The sequence below is a fragment of the Paenibacillus sp. EB106-05-06-XG162 genome, from assembly GCF_058791655.1.
The window spans coordinates 639,059-658,220 of sequence record NZ_JBYTDT010000001.1; the positions used below are offsets into that span (position 1 = coordinate 639,059).

Annotated in this window: 12 protein-coding genes; 11 read left to right on the forward strand and 1 reads right to left on the reverse strand. The window is 48.0% G+C overall.

Going from position 1 to position 19,162, the window contains the following annotated elements:
• Positions 1 to 36: 36 nt before the first annotated feature.
• Positions 37 to 1,647, reverse strand: a complete 1,611-nt coding sequence (locus AC3WU2_RS02660; RefSeq protein ID WP_492451015.1) for an extracellular solute-binding protein — start codon at positions 1,645 to 1,647, stop codon at positions 37 to 39.
• A 155-nt stretch (positions 1,648 to 1,802) separates the two neighbouring features.
• Between AC3WU2_RS02660 and AC3WU2_RS02665 the strand changes: the two genes are divergently transcribed.
• From AC3WU2_RS02665 to AC3WU2_RS02715, 11 genes are all read left to right on the forward strand, one after another.
• Positions 1,803 to 3,608 (forward strand): sensor histidine kinase, encoded by a 1,806-nt coding sequence (locus tag AC3WU2_RS02665; RefSeq protein WP_492451017.1) that lies wholly within the window; start codon positions 1,803 to 1,805, stop codon positions 3,606 to 3,608.
• Positions 3,595 to 5,025 carry a response regulator transcription factor gene (locus AC3WU2_RS02670; RefSeq protein ID WP_492451019.1) on the forward strand — a complete coding sequence of 477 codons (1,431 nt, stop codon included), beginning with the start codon at positions 3,595 to 3,597 and terminating at the stop codon, positions 5,023 to 5,025. The genes AC3WU2_RS02665 and AC3WU2_RS02670 overlap by 14 nt, the downstream gene beginning before the upstream one ends.
• A gap of 250 nt (positions 5,026 to 5,275) precedes the next feature.
• On the forward strand, positions 5,276 to 6,622 hold the full coding sequence (locus AC3WU2_RS02675) for an ABC transporter substrate-binding protein (RefSeq protein WP_492451021.1): 1,347 nt from the start codon (positions 5,276 to 5,278) through the stop codon (positions 6,620 to 6,622).
• Positions 6,623 to 6,708: 86 nt separating this feature from the next.
• A complete protein-coding gene (locus AC3WU2_RS02680; protein ID WP_492451023.1) occupies positions 6,709 to 9,630 on the forward strand; it encodes an extracellular solute-binding protein in 2,922 nt (973 codons plus the stop codon).
• 17 nt (positions 9,631 to 9,647) lie between these two features.
• Positions 9,648 to 10,628 carry a carbohydrate ABC transporter permease gene (locus AC3WU2_RS02685; RefSeq protein WP_018756470.1) on the forward strand — a complete coding sequence of 327 codons (981 nt, stop codon included), beginning with the start codon at positions 9,648 to 9,650 and terminating at the stop codon, positions 10,626 to 10,628.
• A gap of 5 nt (positions 10,629 to 10,633) precedes the next feature.
• Positions 10,634 to 11,515 (forward strand): carbohydrate ABC transporter permease, encoded by an 882-nt coding sequence (locus AC3WU2_RS02690; protein WP_018756469.1) that lies wholly within the window; start codon positions 10,634 to 10,636, stop codon positions 11,513 to 11,515.
• A 21-nt stretch (positions 11,516 to 11,536) separates the two neighbouring features.
• Positions 11,537 to 13,624 (forward strand): YIP1 family protein, encoded by a 2,088-nt coding sequence (locus tag AC3WU2_RS02695; protein WP_492451026.1) that lies wholly within the window; start codon positions 11,537 to 11,539, stop codon positions 13,622 to 13,624.
• Positions 13,625 to 13,636: 12 nt separating this feature from the next.
• Entirely contained in the window at positions 13,637 to 16,192 is a 2,556-nt protein-coding gene (locus tag AC3WU2_RS02700; protein ID WP_492451028.1) for a DUF5696 domain-containing protein, read from the forward strand.
• A complete protein-coding gene (locus AC3WU2_RS02705) occupies positions 16,189 to 17,076 on the forward strand; it encodes a carbohydrate ABC transporter permease (RefSeq protein ID WP_492451030.1) in 888 nt (295 codons plus the stop codon). The genes AC3WU2_RS02700 and AC3WU2_RS02705 overlap by 4 nt, the downstream gene beginning before the upstream one ends.
• A 41-nt stretch (positions 17,077 to 17,117) precedes the next feature.
• Positions 17,118 to 18,065 carry a carbohydrate ABC transporter permease gene (locus AC3WU2_RS02710; RefSeq protein WP_492451032.1) on the forward strand — a complete coding sequence of 316 codons (948 nt, stop codon included), beginning with the start codon at positions 17,118 to 17,120 and terminating at the stop codon, positions 18,063 to 18,065.
• Between the two features lie 115 nt (positions 18,066 to 18,180).
• Positions 18,181 to 19,140: an NAD(P)/FAD-dependent oxidoreductase gene (locus tag AC3WU2_RS02715; RefSeq protein WP_492451034.1), complete on the forward strand. Its 960-nt coding sequence runs from the start codon at positions 18,181 to 18,183 to the stop codon at positions 19,138 to 19,140.
• Positions 19,141 to 19,162 lie beyond the last annotated feature (22 nt).

Genomic DNA, 19,162 nt, shown 5'->3' on the forward strand with positions numbered 1-19,162 from the left:
ACTTCGAAGCGAGGTCTCCACTTTGTGGGGATGTTCTTAAGAATCAGGATGGAGCAGCTTATCATTCACTTCCTTAATCGCTTGCTGTAAGCCCATTTGATTGTAGGTTTTGACGTTCTCTCGCCACAGCTTGATCGGATCGTCCTTACTAAGCACGACTTCCGTCAAATCCTCCAGCGGATTGATCGCAGCACTGATGATGTCCTTGTGAGGCGTGGAGAGCGAGATGATTGGATATTTGAAAGGGGTTGCCCGTGCGTTATTGAGCAGCCATCGCATTTCCTCCAGACAAGCGAGAATATTGCGTTCCCCATAATTGATTTTGTTCATTTCGTCGAGGCGGTAGGTTCGTTCCAATCCCCAAGAAGCGAGGGAATGCAGGGTGTTCGTTGAAGGATACAGCTTCTGAATGCTGACTGGTTGTCCTGATGCTTCGCGAGGGCGTGTAATGACGATCTGATTGCTGCTTTCCACGTAATCTTTGCCCTCAATGCCGTACTGCATTAATTTTTTTCCTTCGGGTGAGAGGAGGTAGTCATAGAGCTGCAAGATGCGATCCATCTTCTCATCACTCATTTTTGCGCTGAAGTAACTTTCAGTCCAGTAGGTTGGTGCGACATAGAAATATCGATTTCCGTCCTCCGCGGGCCACAAATGCAAGATTTTCACCGCATCATAGAAATCTTGGTTCGGATGATATTTGTTCCACAGCGCAACCACCTTGCTCATGCTCTCAGGCGTCCCCTTATACGCCAATGCACCAGCCTTCCCCTGCGTAAATTTGTTCAACGCATCATCTTCCTTCATGAGGAAGAAATTCGGATCCAGCCCGCCGCTCTCGTACAATTGACGGAACTGCGATGCAACCTGCTCCATTTTCTGCGAGGCATAGTAAGGGATCCATTGGTTGTTTTCCTGCACCCATTGATTGGCTGCAAATTGCGGGAATGTCGGACTGAACACCCAAGAGAGATAGTTAATGCTTGCTGCTGTTAGACCGACAGTATCTTGCAGACCATTGCCATCGGGATCCTCTTTGGTGAACGATTCAAGTAGAGTGGAGAACTCTTCGAAATTTTGCGGGTCAATGCGATGCAACTGATCCATCCAGTCTTTACGGACAAATACGACACGTTCCATCATCCATAGATCGTTGGTCGGATAAGCAATGCGCGGCAGCATATACAATTTCTTCTCTCGACGGAGTGCGAGCGTATCGGGGATTTGTGCAACTTTATAGACGTTTGGGTATTTGGATAAGTCACTCGGCAGCGGTCGAATAAGCTTTTGTTTGATCCAGTCTGCGTAAATGCCAGGTGAATTGATAACGAGGGAATGGGCGAATAAGTCGGGGAAATGACCTGAAGCGGCCCATATCTTGAATTTCTCCTCATAGTCTGTCTGACTCACTTGAATGGGTTTGAAGGTAATATTGAAGTCATGTTCGAGCTTCTGCAGCACGGCATCCTTCTTCTCGAAGTCTCTGCTAATGTCCCAGAAGGAGATAGAAATGGTGAGGTGGTTGCCGATATCAGACGTTGGTTCTGGCGATGCCGCCTCGTCGACGTCTGTCTTCTCGCATCCGGCGGCTATCATGATGAATAGGGTTGTGAATAGTAGTATGACGTAAGCTTTGATACGGACCATTCCATCACTCCCTGCATACATTCTATTAAAAAAAATAGTAATGGAAAAGTTTGCTAGAGTAAAGAGTTTCGATGAGCAAATGGCAATATTTATGATAAGATATCCATAATTGATGCTGCCATTCGCATTCGTGTAACGCTTGGGGGGGACAAGCAGTGGCTTTTTATCGTAAACTATCGATTCGCTCGCAGCTGCTGTTCATCGGACTACTGATTACAGCTGTGTTGTTATTCATTATTATGATGACGTACGTTCAAATGTCTAGCATTATCAGCAATTATAACGAACAATACACAAAAGATATGAGCGCGCAGATCAAGGAGACGGTGCACGCGAACAGGGATGTCATTGATCGTCTCATGACCAATATTGCGTACAACCCAGATGTGCAGAATTTCCTAATTGAACAGAATAACGTGCAAGTGTATGGATATTCCAAGCGTATGAATAGTCTGCTCATTAACACGACCACGCTGAAGGAAGGCATTCTGGATATTGTGATTCACGGCGAGAATGGGCGTTGGTACGACCTATTCGGGGGGGAGAGATGGACGGCGCCTTTCACCGATAAAATTTCTCCGCAGGATTCGATTCATTATTTCGGATTGCAGCATTTTGAAGGTGCCTATCAGGTGGAGAATAGCCTGCTCGTTGGGATGAAGATCAAATCCTTCCAATCGGGGGATCGATTTACATCGGTGATCGGAACGCTGTTCTTCGTGATTGATCCGAAGGCATTAATCGGCGCCTCTGGTTCGATCTCGAAGCAATATGCGATGCAATCGTATTTGGTAGATCGGGATAATAAAATCTTCTCGAGTAGTAATGATCCAGATGAGGTTGGCAGCGTACTTAATGCGATGATTACGAGTGATGCCCCGTCTGGGAAATCGAGGAATGTGGAATTGAACGGGACCAGATATATCGTGCAAACGGAAGATTTGCCGGAAATCAACAGCGCAATCATCAGCATTATGCCCGAAGACGAGCTTATGCGCGATATTTCCAAAGTACGCAAATTAGAACTGATCATTTTTGTCATTGGTGCCGTTATGATGTTCATCTTGTTCAGGTTGATCATCAGTAATATTCTGCTCCCACTCAAGAAGTTAATGGTTTTCATTAATAACATCAAACGCGGGGATCTGGATACATTGAAAAATCGCGTTCATCTGCAGGGTTACGCCGAAATAACGGTGATGTCGAACGGGCTTAACAATATGCTGGATGAAGTGGATACGTTAACGCGACAGCTCCTGGAGACGAATGCGATGCTCTATGAAGCGGAGCTGGAGAAGAAGAAATCCGAGTTATCGTTCTTACGCAGTCAGATTAATCCACATTTTCTATATAACACGCTCGAAATGGTCAAAGGGATGGCCGCTGTCAAAGGTGCCCATGAAATTCGAGAAATCGCCAAATCACTCGGGCAGATTTTCAGATACAGCATTAAAGGGGGAGACACGGTGTCCCTCAAGACAGAGATGGGGATCGTCGAGTCTTACATTCAGATCCAACAAATTCGATTCGGTGATCGGTTCCAGGTACACTATGCGATTGCAGACGAGACGCTGATGTGTCAAATTCCGAAGATGATTCTCCAGCCGCTGGTTGAGAATGCCGTATTTCATGGTCTGGAATTGAAGGAAGATCAAGGGATGTTGACGGTTAGAAGCCTCATGAACGAGCGGCAGGAATTAGTCATTACCGTTGAAGATAATGGGCTCGGCATTGCCCCCGGGCGGCTGCACCAGGTTCAGAATGCGTTGAATCAATATGAGAATATCGAGCGAGATCCGGAAGAACCGCAGATTTCCAGCATCGGTCTTGCCAATGTCAATAATCGCATTAAGCTGACTTATGGCCATCCATATGGATTGTCGATCCATAGCACGTATGGGGAAGGAACACGGATTCAATTGCTGATGCCAACGAGGGGGAGAGAACATGGACAGATATAGCGTGTTCATCGTCGATGACGAGAGCTGGGTCGTTGAGAGTTTGAAGGTAAGCGTGGATTGGAAGCAGTACGGTTTTGAGGTGGTCGGAGAGGCTTACAACGGACTGGAGGCGCTGCAACTCATGCGGGATCTGAAGCCGGATGTCGTCTTTACCGATATTCGCATGCCGGGGATGAGCGGGCTTGAATTAATCAAGAAGGGATCTGAGCTCCCCGTCCTTCCCAAGTTCGTCGTTGTGAGTGGTTACGCAGAATTTGCTTATGCACAGCGGGCATTGAATTATGGCGCGACAGCATACTGCCTCAAGCCCTATGATGATGAGGAAATTGCAAATCTGCTGAAAAAGCTGAGTAAGACATTAAATATCGAGCATGACCGTTCCGAGACGCAGCTGATCCAGCTTCTTGCCGACAACAACGAAGACAGCGCGGAGAAAATTAAGCAGGCGTTCGAGAGCCGAGGACTTCACATGGATATGGGACAAGCAGCGGGTCTCATGGTATGTACCTGTGAAGGAGATCCATTCGTCAGCTTGGATGCCATTCGGATTCGTGTTGGCAAATCAAAAATGTTATATATCATGGCTTATGATCAGCTCGAGGTTATCATGACGGAGCTTGAGACACAGATGCCGGCAGGCGTTAAAGGGATCGGCGTTAGCGGGAAAATCGATGCTTATCCAATGATAAGCAAGGAGCTCGAGCATGCGACACTTCTCTCAAATCAATATTTCATGACAGCTCGAGCGGGCGTGTATCGGTGGAGTCCGGCATCACGAGGCGTGCTGAAAGAGACGTTCAAAAAAATCGGCGCGGCCATAACGAATCAAGATTTCACAGCGCTAGGACAGCTCTCGGATGAGGTCAGCGGGTTGTTACAACAAGAAGGGTATACGATCAAAGATGCGCTTCGTTTGTACAATGTGACGTTGTCCTTTCTCTACATCTTAGACGAGGATCAGCAGGAACAAATGGTCATGAGTTATGAGCAGTTGATGGATACGTTCGAGAATGTCTCCGAGATGAATGCGTACTTAAGATCATTATCGATGAAGCTTAGCCGCAGACAACCTGAATATGAGACGAGAGAGACAACGAATGAGACCTTCGTGTCGATCTTGCAATATGTCCATGAGAACTACCAGAGCACAATTACAATTCAGAGCCTCACGCAGAAATATTACATCAATCCGAATTACTTAAGTCAATTGTTCAAAAAAGAAGTCGGTGAGACGTTCACCTCCTATATGACGAGGCTGCGGATTAACAATGCATGCAATCTACTGGAGCAGACGAATTTGCGGGTGACTGCTATTGCGGAAAAAGTAGGGTATCAGGACTATTTTTATTTTACGCGGATGTTCAAGAAAATCACTGGCCACACCCCTACACAATTTAGAGAACAAATGGCAAGATGATCAAGGCTATAGAGCCTTCTGTCGCGATTCGGTATGTACAAATCTTAGGATAACTATGGACGGATATTAGATTTCGTAACAGGGAAAGTTGTTTTCCCTGTTTTTTTGTGGCTTCCTATGTAGGAAAACAACGAGAATAAGTGAATACAACATTGTCGCAAATTGTTCTATAGTAAATACAAACAAATTGTAAGCGATTACAAAGTGTTAAGCTTTTGTAAATCTAACATCAAAACGAGGGGGAAATGAATTGAACAAATTTAAAGCATGGACCATGATACTCATTTTGACGATGGTGATCTCGATTGTCGGGTGTTCGAGCGGTAACAACGCTACGGAGAAGCCCGCTGAAGGGGCGAAACAGACAGAAGCTGCAGCAGGTACAACGGAACCGACGACAACGACAACCGAACCCGCGAAAGAAGAGCCTAAAGAAGAGGAAAGCATGGATTTCGGCGGCAAACCGCTTCGTATCGGCCAATGGTGGGGGATGGACGCCTACTTGAATGATGAAGAGAAGGAAAGACAGAAGAAGGTTGAAGAGAAATACAATACGAAAATTGAGTATGTGACGGTTGAAGATACAAATGCGCGTCTGATCACATCTTCCGTAGCAGGCGAACCATTCGCTGATATCGTCATGATTCCGCTTCGCGAAGCGTTCCCGAAATTGGTTATTGAAGGATACGTGCAAGCGATCGACGACAAGATTGACCTGAATAACCCGGCGTTCGGGAAAAACCCAGTAACACTATCGAATGGTAAATACCAAGGCAAGCAATATGGCGTAACGCTGCCGTACACTGAAAGCCACGGTTTGTATTATGACAAAACGATGTTGACGAAGATGGGTCTGCCAGATCCTTACGAATTGCAAGAAAAAGGCGAATGGACGTGGGATAAGTTCCTCGACATTTTGAAAAAGGTCAAAGCGAACGGCAAGAAGCCGCTCTACGTGGATAGCCCGCAGCTCTTGGCATTCTCATTGATCGCAACGAACGAAGGTCAAATCGAAGATGATGCAACGAACAAAATTACGATGGATGAGCCGAATGCGATGGAAGCCATCCAATTCTTCAGTGATCTGTACAATGTCCATAAAGTCGTAGACTCCGAACAGAAATTCGGCAGCGGTGAAGAAGCCTTCGTTAACGGTTACCGCTGGGATAACCTCGGTTATGTCAAAGACAAACCGAACGATATCGGCTATGTGTTCTTCCCGAAAGGTCCGAAAGCTACGGCCTATGTAACCCCATATGACAAGATGAACCTATGGTATGTTCCATCCGGCGTGAAGAATGCCAAGGCCGTTCTAGCAGCATGGAGCGAACTCTATGAATTCGATGTCGAGAAGGGCAAACAAATTCAGCTGCAAAAAGAAGAACCAAACATGAAGAACAAAGAATCCCTCGATACGATGAAGAAAATGTTCGACAGCACGTACAAGGTCATCAACTATAAAGCTTACGTCGGTCTCTCGGATGTGGTAGAGGAAGCATTTAAGAACATCGCTAGCGGTAAAGAATCTCCTGCACAAGCGATTCAGCGGGTTAAACCGATGGCGCAAGCCGCGATGGATGTAACGACGAAGAAGTAAACATTTCTTGTAAATGATGTAATCGAGTACCCCGAAGCAGACCGCTGCTAGGGGTACTTCCATTACATAGGAGGGGAGCCTTATTGATGCGGAAGAATAAATATCGAATCGCGATCATTGCCCTGCTCACTGCGATATGCATCGCTTCTCCGCAGCCGTTACAGCTTGCGCCGGTGAATTATGCACAGGGAAATTCAGCCGAAGTCGAGTCAGAGATCAAGCTAGGATCTACGAGTAAAGATGGCTATGACCAATATATTGCGAAGTACGCGCAAACACCTAGACCAGAACGGGAGCTGATCGTTAGAGGCGAATCGTACTCGAAAGCTGAGGGTATGAGCCTATCAGTCGTGGATGGGATCGATGGCGCAACGGGAAAAGTGATCCAAACCGGTGAATCGGGGACTGTCTCGTGGGACATCGATGTGCCGGAGGAAGGTCTATATCAAGTAGCGGTTCGTTATCAAGCAATGGAAGGCAAAGGCTCGGATATGGATCGGGAGTTTATGATTGACGGTAAGCATCCGTTTGCAGAGAGTAAGAATCTCGTATTCCGCAGGCTATGGAAGGATGCGGGCGAGACGGTTCGGGATGAGAACGATAACGACTTGTACACTGCACAGGTCGAAGTGCCCGCTTGGCAAGAAGTGCTCATCGACAGCTCGGATGGGCGGTATGGAGAACCGTATTCATTTTATTTTTCCAGAGGAAAACACGTCATATCACTCGTCTCCGCGAAAGAGCCGATGATGATTGATTATATAAAGCTGCGCCAGCCGGATAAAGTGCCATCTTATCAAGAAGTAGCAGACAGCTACAAACAGAAAGGATTTCAGGAAGCGAAGGACGCGATGATCAAAATCCAAGGCGAGAAGGCAGGGCTCAAATCAAGCTCGATGTTGGTTCCGATGATGGATCGCAGCCCGGCCAACGAACCGTACAGCATGTCCAAAATTCGCTTAAATACGATTGGTTCCTTCAACTGGTCGGAAGCGGGGCAATGGATATCCTGGGACGTGAAAGCACCCTCAGATGGATTGTATAAGATCGGCGTGAAATATAACCAAAGCATGCAGCGCGGTGTGACGTCCTATCGGAAGCTGCTTGTTGACGGCAAGGTGCCTTTCGCTGAAGTGGAGAATATGGCTTTTAATTTCTCGACGAATTGGGAAATGCAAGAGATCGGGGATGGCAAGTCGCCTTACTTGTTCTATCTGACGAAAGGCAAGCATCAAATCCGGATGGATGTCACGCTGGGAGAGATGGCGGTCTACCTGCGAACGATTGAATCTAGCGTTCTCGAATTGAACACCTTATATCGCCGCATTGTCATGATTACAGGCACCGTTCCAGATGAATATCGCGATTATCAGTTGGATAAGAAGCTGCCCGAGATGATTGACTCGTTCCGCAGACAAGCGAATATCATCCGTACGATTTCACAGCAAATTGAGAAATCAACAGGCGGCGGTAGTGATCGTACGGCAACCCTGAATCGGATCGTGGTGCAGCTGCGGGATATGGCGGAGAATCCAGGCACTATCGCTCAAAGGCTAGAGACGTTCAAATCGAACATTAGCTCACTCGGTTCATGGATCTATTCGATTAACTTTATGCCGCTATCCATCGATTATTTGGTCGTGGCCTCGCCGAATCAAGAAATGCCTAGTCCGAGCGCGACCATGTGGCAGAACATCAAGCATCAAGTCGGGACGTTCTCGTTATCTTTCTTTACCGATTACAATGAGCTCGGGTCAACGCATGGCCAAGAAGGCAAGAAAATCAAAGTATGGATCACCTTAGGTCTTGATCAAGCGAAAGTATTGAAACGAATGATCGAAGAAACCTTTACGCCGGATACAGGCATTGGTGTGGATCTTCAAGTGGTAACGGAATCGGTATTGCTGCAGGCGATGCTCGCGGGACGTGGACCGGATGTGGCCTTCCAGGTATCGAATGAGAAGCCGCTCAACTACGCGCTGCGTGGCGGCGTTGAAGATTTATCGAAGTACCCAGGATTCAACGAAGTGAAGAAGGAGTATAGCGATAGCTCCTTTGTTCCATTCGAATTCAATGGCGGTGTCTATGCGCTGCCGATGGATGAATATTTCCCGGTGCTCTTCTACCGCAAAGATATATTGGATGAGCTGAATATGAAGGTACCGCAGACATGGGATGATGTCTATGCGATGGTGCCAGAGCTGCAGAAGCACAATCTGATCTTCGGATTCCCGATTCAAGTACTCGTTAAGACGGGATCGAACGTTCAGGAGAGCGGAAGCTTGCCGCTGAATCCGACGTTCGGGATGATGCTGTATCAAGAAGGCGGTAGCCTATATTCCGAAGATAAAAAGACCAGTGCGCTAGATTCCGAAATTGCGATGAAATCATTTATGCAGTGGACGGAGCTCTATACGACATACAAATTGCCGTTGTCAACGGATTTCACGAACCGGTTCCGCAGCGGTGAAATGCCGATTGGTATTGCCGATTATCCGAAGGTCAATCTCGTGAATGTTATCGCGCCGGAATTAAAAGGGCTGTGGGATTTCACGCTGACGCCAGGTACAGCAATGCCAGACGGTACGATTCGCCGTGATGTTCCTTCAGCCGGTAACGGTACGGTCATGTTGAAGAGCAGTAAACACAAGCAAGAAGCATGGCAATTCATGAAATGGTGGGCGAGCTCGAATACGCAGGCATGGTACGGCAAGCAGATGGAAGCAATGTTCGGCATCGGGGGACGTCTTCAGACCGGGAACAAAGTCGCTGTGGCGCAGCTTCCATGGCAAGTGAAGGACTATAAGACACTCATGGAACAATGGAAGTGGACGAGAGGCGTTCCTGAAGTACCCGGCGGCTATTTCACAGGTCGACATCTGGACAATGCCTTCCGTAGTGTCGTGATCTCCAATGATGATCCGCGTGAAGCGCTCGACAATTATACACGCTTAATTAACGACGAAATGAAGAAAAAACAACGAGAGTTTGGGTTGTCGAACGACTAGAAAGAGAGGTGATCGAGGTGCCTAATCCGGTTGAACTAAACACTAGCTTACCTGAACCCGGCCGCGTTGTTCCGTCGCCTGTTCCTCGGAGGCAACCTGGCAAATACGCTGAGCTCTGGAAAACGATGAAGCAGCAGAAGCAAGGGTATGTGCTGCTCGCGCCTTATTTTATCTTATTCTTCATTTTTACTGCTTTCCCCGTCGTGATGGCATTTGCCCTGAGCTTCACCTATTACAACGTGCTCGAGTCACCGAAATGGGTGGGCTGGGAGAACTATGCGACGCTGTTCCTGAAAGACGAGATCTTCCTCGTGGCACTGAAAAATACGTTGTTATTCGCGCTCATAACAGGGCCGATTAGTTATATTGCTTGCTTCATGCTGGCCTGGCTGATTAATGAATTATCGCCGAAAATTCGCGCCCTCGTAACGCTTCTGTTCTATGCACCCTCGATTTCGGGGAATGTGTATTTGATCTGGCAGGTCGCTTTTTCCGGTGATTCCTTCGGGTATGTAAATGCCTTCTTGATGAAGTGGGGCTTCATTCTCGAACCGATTCAATGGCTGCAAGATCCGAAATACATGCTCGTCATCATTATGATCGTTCAGCTCTGGCTCAGTCTGGGTACAGCCTTCCTCGCGTTCATCGCGGGTTTGCAGAGTATGGACCGGACCTTAATTGAAGCGGGTGCGATCGATGGGGTGAAGAACCGTTGGCAAGAGCTGTGGTACATCACCTTGCCATCCATGCGGCCGCAATTGCTGTTCGGCGCCGTGATGCAAATCTCGAGCTCCTTCGCAGTGGCGGAGGTGGCGACGAGCATGGTTGGGTTCCCCAGCCCGCAGTATGCCGCGCATACGATCGTCACGCATTTGAACGACTACGGTACGATTCGGTTCGAGATGGGATATGCTTGTGCGATTGCGACGATCTTGTTCGTGATTATGTTAGGCTCGAACATGATTATTCAGAGGCTGCTCAGGAAGGTGGGTGAATAGATGCCATGCAACTCCAAATTCGGTTACGGAGAGAGAAGAAAGTGAACCGTTCAATGCCAGTCGATATCGCAATTTTTGTTCTATTGGCTGCAGCAGGCGCGTTCATGGCGGTTCCATTCGTCTTCATGATTAGTACGGCGCTCAAGCCGCTCGATGAGATGTTCCTATTCCCGCCAACCTTTATCGTGCGTACCCCGACATTGGATAACTTCTACGATTTGTTCCTGATCTTCGCGAACTCGTGGGTGCCGCTATCCAGGTACATCTTCAACACCTTTTTCGTGGCCTTTCTAGGGACGGCAGGTCATGTCATTCTTGCTTCGATGGCAGCGTATCCGCTTGCCAAGATGAATATTCCAGGCAAGAACTTCTTGTTCGGGCTCGTTGTCCTATCACTGATGTTCGCATCGCAGGTTACGTCGATTCCAACATACCTGACGATGACATGGATCGGTTTACTGAATACGTATTGGTCACTGATCTTCCCGGCATTCGCGACGTCGCTTGGACTCTTCCTGATGAAGCAGTTCATGGAACAGATACCAGATTCCCTGCTCGAAGCCGCGAAGATTGATGGTGCGAGCGAATATCGTATCTTTTGGAAAATCGTCATGCCGATCGTGCGGCCTGCATGGCTCACGCTCATTATTTTCTCATTTAAGGGATTATGGGGGACGGGTTCAGGGAGTCAAGGCGCTTCGTACATCTACAGCGAGCAGCTCAAGACGATGGACTATGCATTTAGTCAGATTTTATCCGGTGGCTTCGTCCGTTCCGGTCCGATGGCAGCCGCTGCCCTTATCATGATGATCGTGCCCGTGGCGATATTTATTTTCACGCAGAGCAATGTCATTCAGACGATGTCGACATCGGGGATGAAAGATTAACGATAGAAGGGAGGAGCGCGCGTGGCGATCAGAAAGATAACGGTCTGGCTGCTCATCATCATGTTACTCGCGGGGAGTACGCCAGCAGAAGCGGCCGTGCCAGATCACGGTTATAACTATTCGTACTGGAGAGAAGCGGAGCCAGCGCCTTATCCATATATAAACGAATTTGAAGTGTACGGCTCGGGTCTAGGGATTGGGGATTTTAATGATCCCCAAGATGTGTATGTAAGTAAACGAAATCATATTTATATTGCCGATACGAGCAACAACCGGATTGTGCACCTGGATGAGTCAGGGAAGTTGGTCGGTGTGATATCCTCGTTCGATCATTCAGGCAAGCAAGATACATTCAATAAGCCGAATGGCGTGTTCGTAGATCCAGACAATAACTTGTATGTTGCCGATACGCAGAATAGCCGTGTGGTTCAGCTAACAGACGAAGGGAAATTGCTCAAAATTTTCGGTCCTCCGGTATCGAGTATTATTCCGAAGGAGTTCCAATACTTTCCGCTGAAGCTGTCGGTGGATAAGACAAACCGCCTTTACGTTGTGGCACAAGGGGCTTTTGAAGGGATCATGGAATTCGATATCGAGGGGAATTTCCGCGGCTATGTAGGGACGAACAAGGTGCGATTCAGCCCTATTGATCTCTTCTGGAAACGATTCTCCACGAAGGAACAGAGCGGTCAGATGCAATTATTCCTTCCTGTGGAATTCTCCAACTTGGATCTTGATGATCGCGGCTTCATCTATGCGGTCTCGTCGGAGGCGAATGCGCCAGAGCCGATCAAACGGATTAATCCAGGCGGTGAGGATATCTTACGCCGTGAGGGGTACTTCGATCCGGTCGGGGATGTGTCCGCGATTCAAGTAGATGCAGCCAAGCAGACGACGGTTCAGAATGCAGGCAGCTCGGTCTTCGTCGACGTGATCTATGATGAGAGCGGGATGTATAGCGCGCTGGATTCGAAGCGTAACCGCATATTTACGTATAACAATGACGGGAACATGCTATATCAGTTCGGCGGTACGGGAACGAACGTTGATCATTTTCAGAAGCCGACAGCGATGGATATGTTAGGGGATCGGATGGTCGTGCTCGATGGGGGGACGAACCGCCTCGTCGTATTCAGTCCAACCCGCTACGGATCGTTAATTCGTGAAGGCGTGAAGCAGCACTACAACGGTAAGGAAGATCAAGCTGCGAAGAGCTGGGAAGAAGTGCTCAAGCTGAATGCGAACTTCGACATTGCCTATATCGGGATCGGGAAGGCGCTCTTGAAGAAGGGTGATAACAAGCAGGCCATGGAATACTTCGAGAACGGCAATAATCGCAAGTATTATTCTCAGGCCTTGAAACGATATCGTACCGAATATATGTGGGACAATTTCGGGACGATCATGACGATGCTCTTCATGATTGTGGCAGCGATCGTTGCCGGACGACTGTATATGCGTAGGAAGCTGGCGACGACCGCGCATTATATCGATACAGGTGTGATTAAGATGCCATTTCGTACGATGGTGCGTCCATTCAGCAGCTTCTGGGAATTGAAATATGAACATAAAGGCAAGGTCTGGATTGCATTAGGGATTCTTGTCTTGGTCGTCATTACGATGATCCTGAAGCGGCAGTATTCCGGGTTTATCGTTAATTTCAATAAGTTAGATGAGTTGAATAGTGTCGATGAATTGAAATTTATTGTGCTCCCGTTCCTATTGTTCTGTATCTCCAATTGGTCGCTCACTACCTTGATGGACGGAGAAGGCAAATTCAAAGATATTGTGATGGCTGTCGGGTATGCGACACTGCCGCTTGTCATCATCTTCCTGCCGCAAGTGATCTTCAGCAATGTCATCACGATCGATGAGACGCCGTTCTATTATCTGCTCGATTCGATTGCGTACCTATGGTTCGGGTGGTTATTGTTCATAGGGACGATGACGGTACATCAATATTCCATTGGCAAAACAATACTGACGTTAATTCTGACCGTACTGGTGATGGCGTTTATCGTCTTCTTGGGTCTCCTCTGTTTCAGCTTAGTGCAGCAGATGATTACCTTCATTGAGGCGTTATACCGCGAAATCATCGTTCGGTTGTAAGGGGGGATCGGTGTGAGACGTAAAACAGTAGGCTGGTTGCTAACGGGCTTGGTTAGTGCCATCATCATCGGGTATCTTGGGATACGGATGATGAACAATGGAGATGACACCAAGCGAACGGCTGCGAATGCGACGAACAACGTGGCCAGCACAGAGAAGTCTGCCGAACCTGCCCGATTTGGCGACAGTGTTAGTGGCCCTAGTTTGGTGGCGGAGACGCAGGCGCTTCAGCTGTATATGGACCCTGCGACAACGGAGATTTCGGTGAAGGATAAGCGCAGTGGGCATACCTGGTACTCGAATCCGCTCGATCGTGAGTCGGATAAGAAAGCAGAAGGCATCAATCGCGATAACTTATCGTCGCAATTCTCCATTGCCTATAACAATGATAAAGGTCAGAACTTCTACGTGAATAATTTCGCTGAAGCGATCAAACGCAAACAGTTCGAAATATTTAAGACGGAGAAGGGGGTAAAAGTCGTCTATCAGCTCGGCAACTTCCAAAAAGGGATGGAAGCCATTCCGCAGATCATTAGCAAGCAACGGATGGACGAGATGATCTTGAATAAAATTCCCGATGAAGGAAAGAAGTTCGAAATTGAGAAACGGTTCAAATTCGATGAAGCGAAGCAAGTCTATACGCGCAAAGAGATGCCGGAGTACGTCGTCAAAGATGTCGTCGCAATTCTAGATTCCGTAGGCTATACGGCCGAAGAAGCGGTGAAGGACAATTCGCAGAACCAAGCAGGGGGACAGAAGTCCACGGCGGCAGCCAGATTCACTGTGCCGATCGAATATTATCTGGACGATGCGAACTTCATGGTGCAAGTTCCTGTACGTGAAATGAAGGATACGAAGGAATTCCCGATTGATTCGATCCAAGTGCTAGAGATGTTCGGTGCTGCAGGTGTAAATCAGTCCGGCTATATGTTCGTTCCAGATGGATCGGGCGCACTGATTCATTTGAACAATGGGAAGACATCCGTTCCACCATATGACATGCCGATGTATGGCAAGGACCTGACGCTAAGAGAGAAGGATGTCGTGAAGGAGTTTAAGCAAACATCAAGGATGCCTGTATTCGGGATGAATCAAGGTGATCAAGCCTTCTTCTGTATCATCGAAGAGGGAGATGCTATTGCCTCCGTGAATGCGGACGTCAGCGGTCGTGTGAATACGTACAACCGCGTCAGTGCGAAGTTCCTGCTGAAGCCAATGGAGTCGTTCACGTATCGTGCAGGCAGCGTGAAGAAGGATAGTCCCATGTTCCCAGCGCTGTATCAAGGGGATATTAAGCTGCGCTATGCCTTCCTGACGAAGGAGTCGGCGAGTTATGTCGGCATGGCGAAGTACTATCAAGATTATCTAGTGAAGAGTAAGAAGCTATCCAAGCTGGAAGCTGCTGCAGAGACGCCATTTGTTCTGGATCTGGTCGGCTCCATTTCGGTCCGGGACACGTTCCTCGGGATTCCGTATCAATCGGTGAAATCGTTAACTAGCTTCGAACAGGCGAAGTCGGTGCTCGCGATGCTGAAGCAAAGAGGCGTGAGTCAGATCAAGCTTCGTTATTCCGGTTGGTTCAATCGAGGAATGAATCATGATTATCCGGATGATGTTGATATTGATTCAGCACTGGGCGGAGTTTCAGGGTTGCAAGATTTAATCCGTTATGCGCATGAACAGAAGATCGACCTCTATCCAGATGTATCTTTCTTACGGGTGTATACAACCGGACATGGTTTCAAGCCCAAGCGGGACGGAGCGAGCTTCTTGTTCCGGGAAGGGATTGCACAATACAAGACAGATCTGGTAATGGGAAGTCGCGGCGATCTGGATTACTATCTCCTGTCGCCGAAGAAGCTGCCGGACCTTGTCGGGAATTTCCTGAAGGACTACGAACCTCTGCAAGTGGGCGGTCTGTCGCTGCGTGATCTGGGGGATGTAATGAGTTCCGATGTCACTTCAGGGCGAACGATCGACCGTCAGCAGAGTGCTGCGATCATCGCGGATAGTGTGAAATTAATTCAGGAACGGGTTGGCCATACAATGGTTAGCGGCGGGAATGCCAACGTCTTGCCTTATGTGAAGACGATTGTCGATGCGCCGCTGAAGAGTAGCAAGCTCAACATTGCGGATGAAGAAATCCCGTTCTATCAACTCGTACTGCATGGCTATATGGATTACGCGGGGACACCGATCAATATGAGTCCGGACCAGAGCTATAAGTCGAACGTGCTGAAGACGCTCGAGACCGGCTCCAATGTGTACTATCAGTGGTTCTATGAGAAGCCTTCCGCTGTGCGAAATACGATGTTTAATGATTTATATTCGGCGAGTTATACGAATTGGCTGGATGAGGCCATACAGTATTACCGGGAGACGAACGAAGTGATGCGAGGACTGCGCACGCAGGCGATCGTCAATCATGAGAAGCTCGCTGATCATGTGTACCGCACGACGTATGAGAACGGGACATCAATAACGGTGAATTATAATCAGACGGACGTGCTGGTGAACGGTACCACTATAGCGGCTGAAGGTTACTTGGTAGGGGGTGCAGGGCGATGAGAAAAGGGTTAACGATGTCACAGAAAAAATCATGGATTGGCGTGATGTTCGTTGTTCCATGGTTCCTCGGATTTGTGTTCTTGTTCGCGATTCCATTGTACGAATCGCTCGTGTACAGCTTCAATAATCTTACGGTAGCGCTCAGCGGCTTCGATACGAAGTTTGCGGGCTTGAAGTTCTATCAGGAGATCTTCTACAAGCATCCAACCTTCAATCGGATATTGATGGATTCGATCGTCAGTCTGCTCGTCAATATCCCTTCGATTGTTATCTTTAGTCTATTCGCTGCCTCCCTGCTGAATCAGAAATTCCGCGGTAGGGTGCTGGCTCGGGCAATTTTCTTCCTTCCGGTACTGCTTGCAACGAATTTGCTCTCCATCGAGCAGAGCAGCGATCTGGCGAGCGTGGCGCAGACCGTGACCGGCGGCGTCGATGGAACGGGGCTTACGAGCTCTGAGCTAGAGACCTTGATGCTGCAATCGGGCTTCGGCAACGAATTAACTTCTTATATTACAGGTTCGGTGAATCGGATTTATGAAATTATTAGCCACTCCGGTGTGCAAATTCTTGTTTTCCTAGCAGGTCTCCAATCCGTATCTCCATCGCTGTATGAAGCAGCCAAGATCGAAGGGGCAACGGGCTATGAAGCCTTCTGGAAAATTACATTTCCAATGGTAAGTCCGCTGATTCTGACGAACATTGTCTATACGGTGATTGACTCGTATAACTACAACAAGCTGAGTGTGTTGATTAACGAGACGGCCTTCAAGGCGCTTAACTTCAGTCTGAGTGCAGCGATGTCGTGGGTGTATTTTATCGTAACATCCATTATCCTGCTTATCTTGGTCCGTGCGGTGTCAACCAAAGTGTTCTATCACGACTAATGCGGAAAAATTAAGGGGGGATTGTTCTGAAACAAGTGGTTATGAACAAGAGGGCAGCGTATGTCCGGTTAGCTCGTGAGAAACAGCCGCTCCTTAAAATGCAGAACTGGGCTTGGATCCTCGTTAGGGCGATACTCATCATAGGACTTTGCTTCGTCATCATATATCCGCTGTTCTTCAAGATTTCGATTGCCTTCAAGGACCGGGTAGATATGTTAGATCCAACCGTCCTATGGCTTCCGAAGCATTTCACGCTTGATAATTTCAAGTTCGCGGCGAGTACGCTGCATTATGCGGATACGTTCTTTAATTCGCTCCTGATCTCATTGATGACAACAGTTCTGCAAGTGATCTCCTGCTCGCTGGCTGCTTTTGGCTTTGCGAGGCTGAAATTCAAGGGAAGCGGGGTTCTCTTCGCACTGGCTGTATTCACGATTGTGGTGCCATCCCAGACCTTAATGATACCGACCTACTTGAACTATCGATTCTTCGATTTTGGCGGTCTGATCGGATTATTCACGGGCGGCAATGGCGTTAACCTGCTGGATAGCTACTGGCCCTTCATTCTGCAGTCGGCGATGGGAATGGGCATTAAGAGCGGACTATTCATCTTCATTTTCCGGCAATTTTTCCGTGGCATACCGAAGGAGCTGGAAGAGGCCGCTTATATGGATGGCTGCGGTATACTCCAGACGTTCTATCGGGTTATGCTGCCGAACGCCGTTCCGGCGATTGTCACCGTCTCCTTGTTCTCCTTCGTCTGGATGTGGAATGACAACTATTATGTCTCCTTACTTTTGACCCGGATCAAGGTTTTGTCCACGATGCTGCCAACGATGTGGACGGCGACACAGTTCGAAGACGGATTGTATGCGTATATGATTAAGAATACAGGCGAGCTGCTATTCATTGCGCCGATTATCGTGCTCTACGTGATTCTCCAGCGTTATTTCGTCGAGAGCGTCGAACGTACGGGGATCGTCGGGTAGCGACGATCTCAGGTGGCGGATCTTCTTAATACGTATAACCAGGGAGAGAGTAGTGTATTACTAGATAGCATATACGTCTTAGAAGCCGTAAAGGAATCAAGGAGATTAAGCAATCGTGAAGGATACCAATGTGTTAATGGATGTCGTTATTGTTGGTGGGGGACCTGCTGGTCTTAGTGCTGCACTCTTGTTAGGTCGATCTTGTCGCCTAGTCGTTGTTATCGATGAGGGCAAAGCAAGGAATAGCGTGGCTTATGAATCGCATGGATATCTGACGAGAGATGGCGTGAAACCATCTGATTTTAAAGAAATAGCTATCGCGCAAATGAAGGCGTACACGAACGTGCACATCGAACAAGATGTTGTTGAGCAAGTACAGCAAGAGCAAGGTATATTTCGCACCTTAACAAGAAGTGGGCACACATTCAGCTCCAAAAAAATCATTTTTGCGACAGGAATGAAAGATCATCTCCCACCTATCCCGGGTCTTACAGAAGTCTACGGCACTTCCGTGTTCCCCTGCCCATATTGCGATGGATGGGAACGCAGAAATGAACCTTTAGCCGTAATGGGTAACGATGAACGACTCTTTCACTTCGTCAAGACGATATATAGCTGGAGTAAAGATTTGATCGTGCTCACAAATGGTCCCTCAATCATCACAGGGGAAGAGAGAAGAGAGATGGAAGCGCATCGTATTAAAATGATAGAAACGGAAATCCTTGCAATGAAATCCAATGAAGGAAAGCTGGATGAGATCGTGTTCATTGACGGTCAGTCGATTCCCTGCAAGGGGGGATTTCTTCTCGATACAGGAGCCAAGCAAGCTACGCTCATCCCATCGACAATGGGCATTCCCATGAATGAAACGGGCGGTTACGTGACAACGAGCGATTACGGTCATACCGCGATCGAAGGTGTCTACATTATTGGGGATGCGAAGAATTCATTTACGGGTGTCATTGGTGCCGCTAGAGAAGGATATTACATCGGAGAATTGATGAATAAAGATTTGATTGAAGAAGAATGGGATGCTCATCGTACACATGCTAATCGCCACCCTGGTCTCTCGTAAGAGATTCAGGGTGGTATTTCTT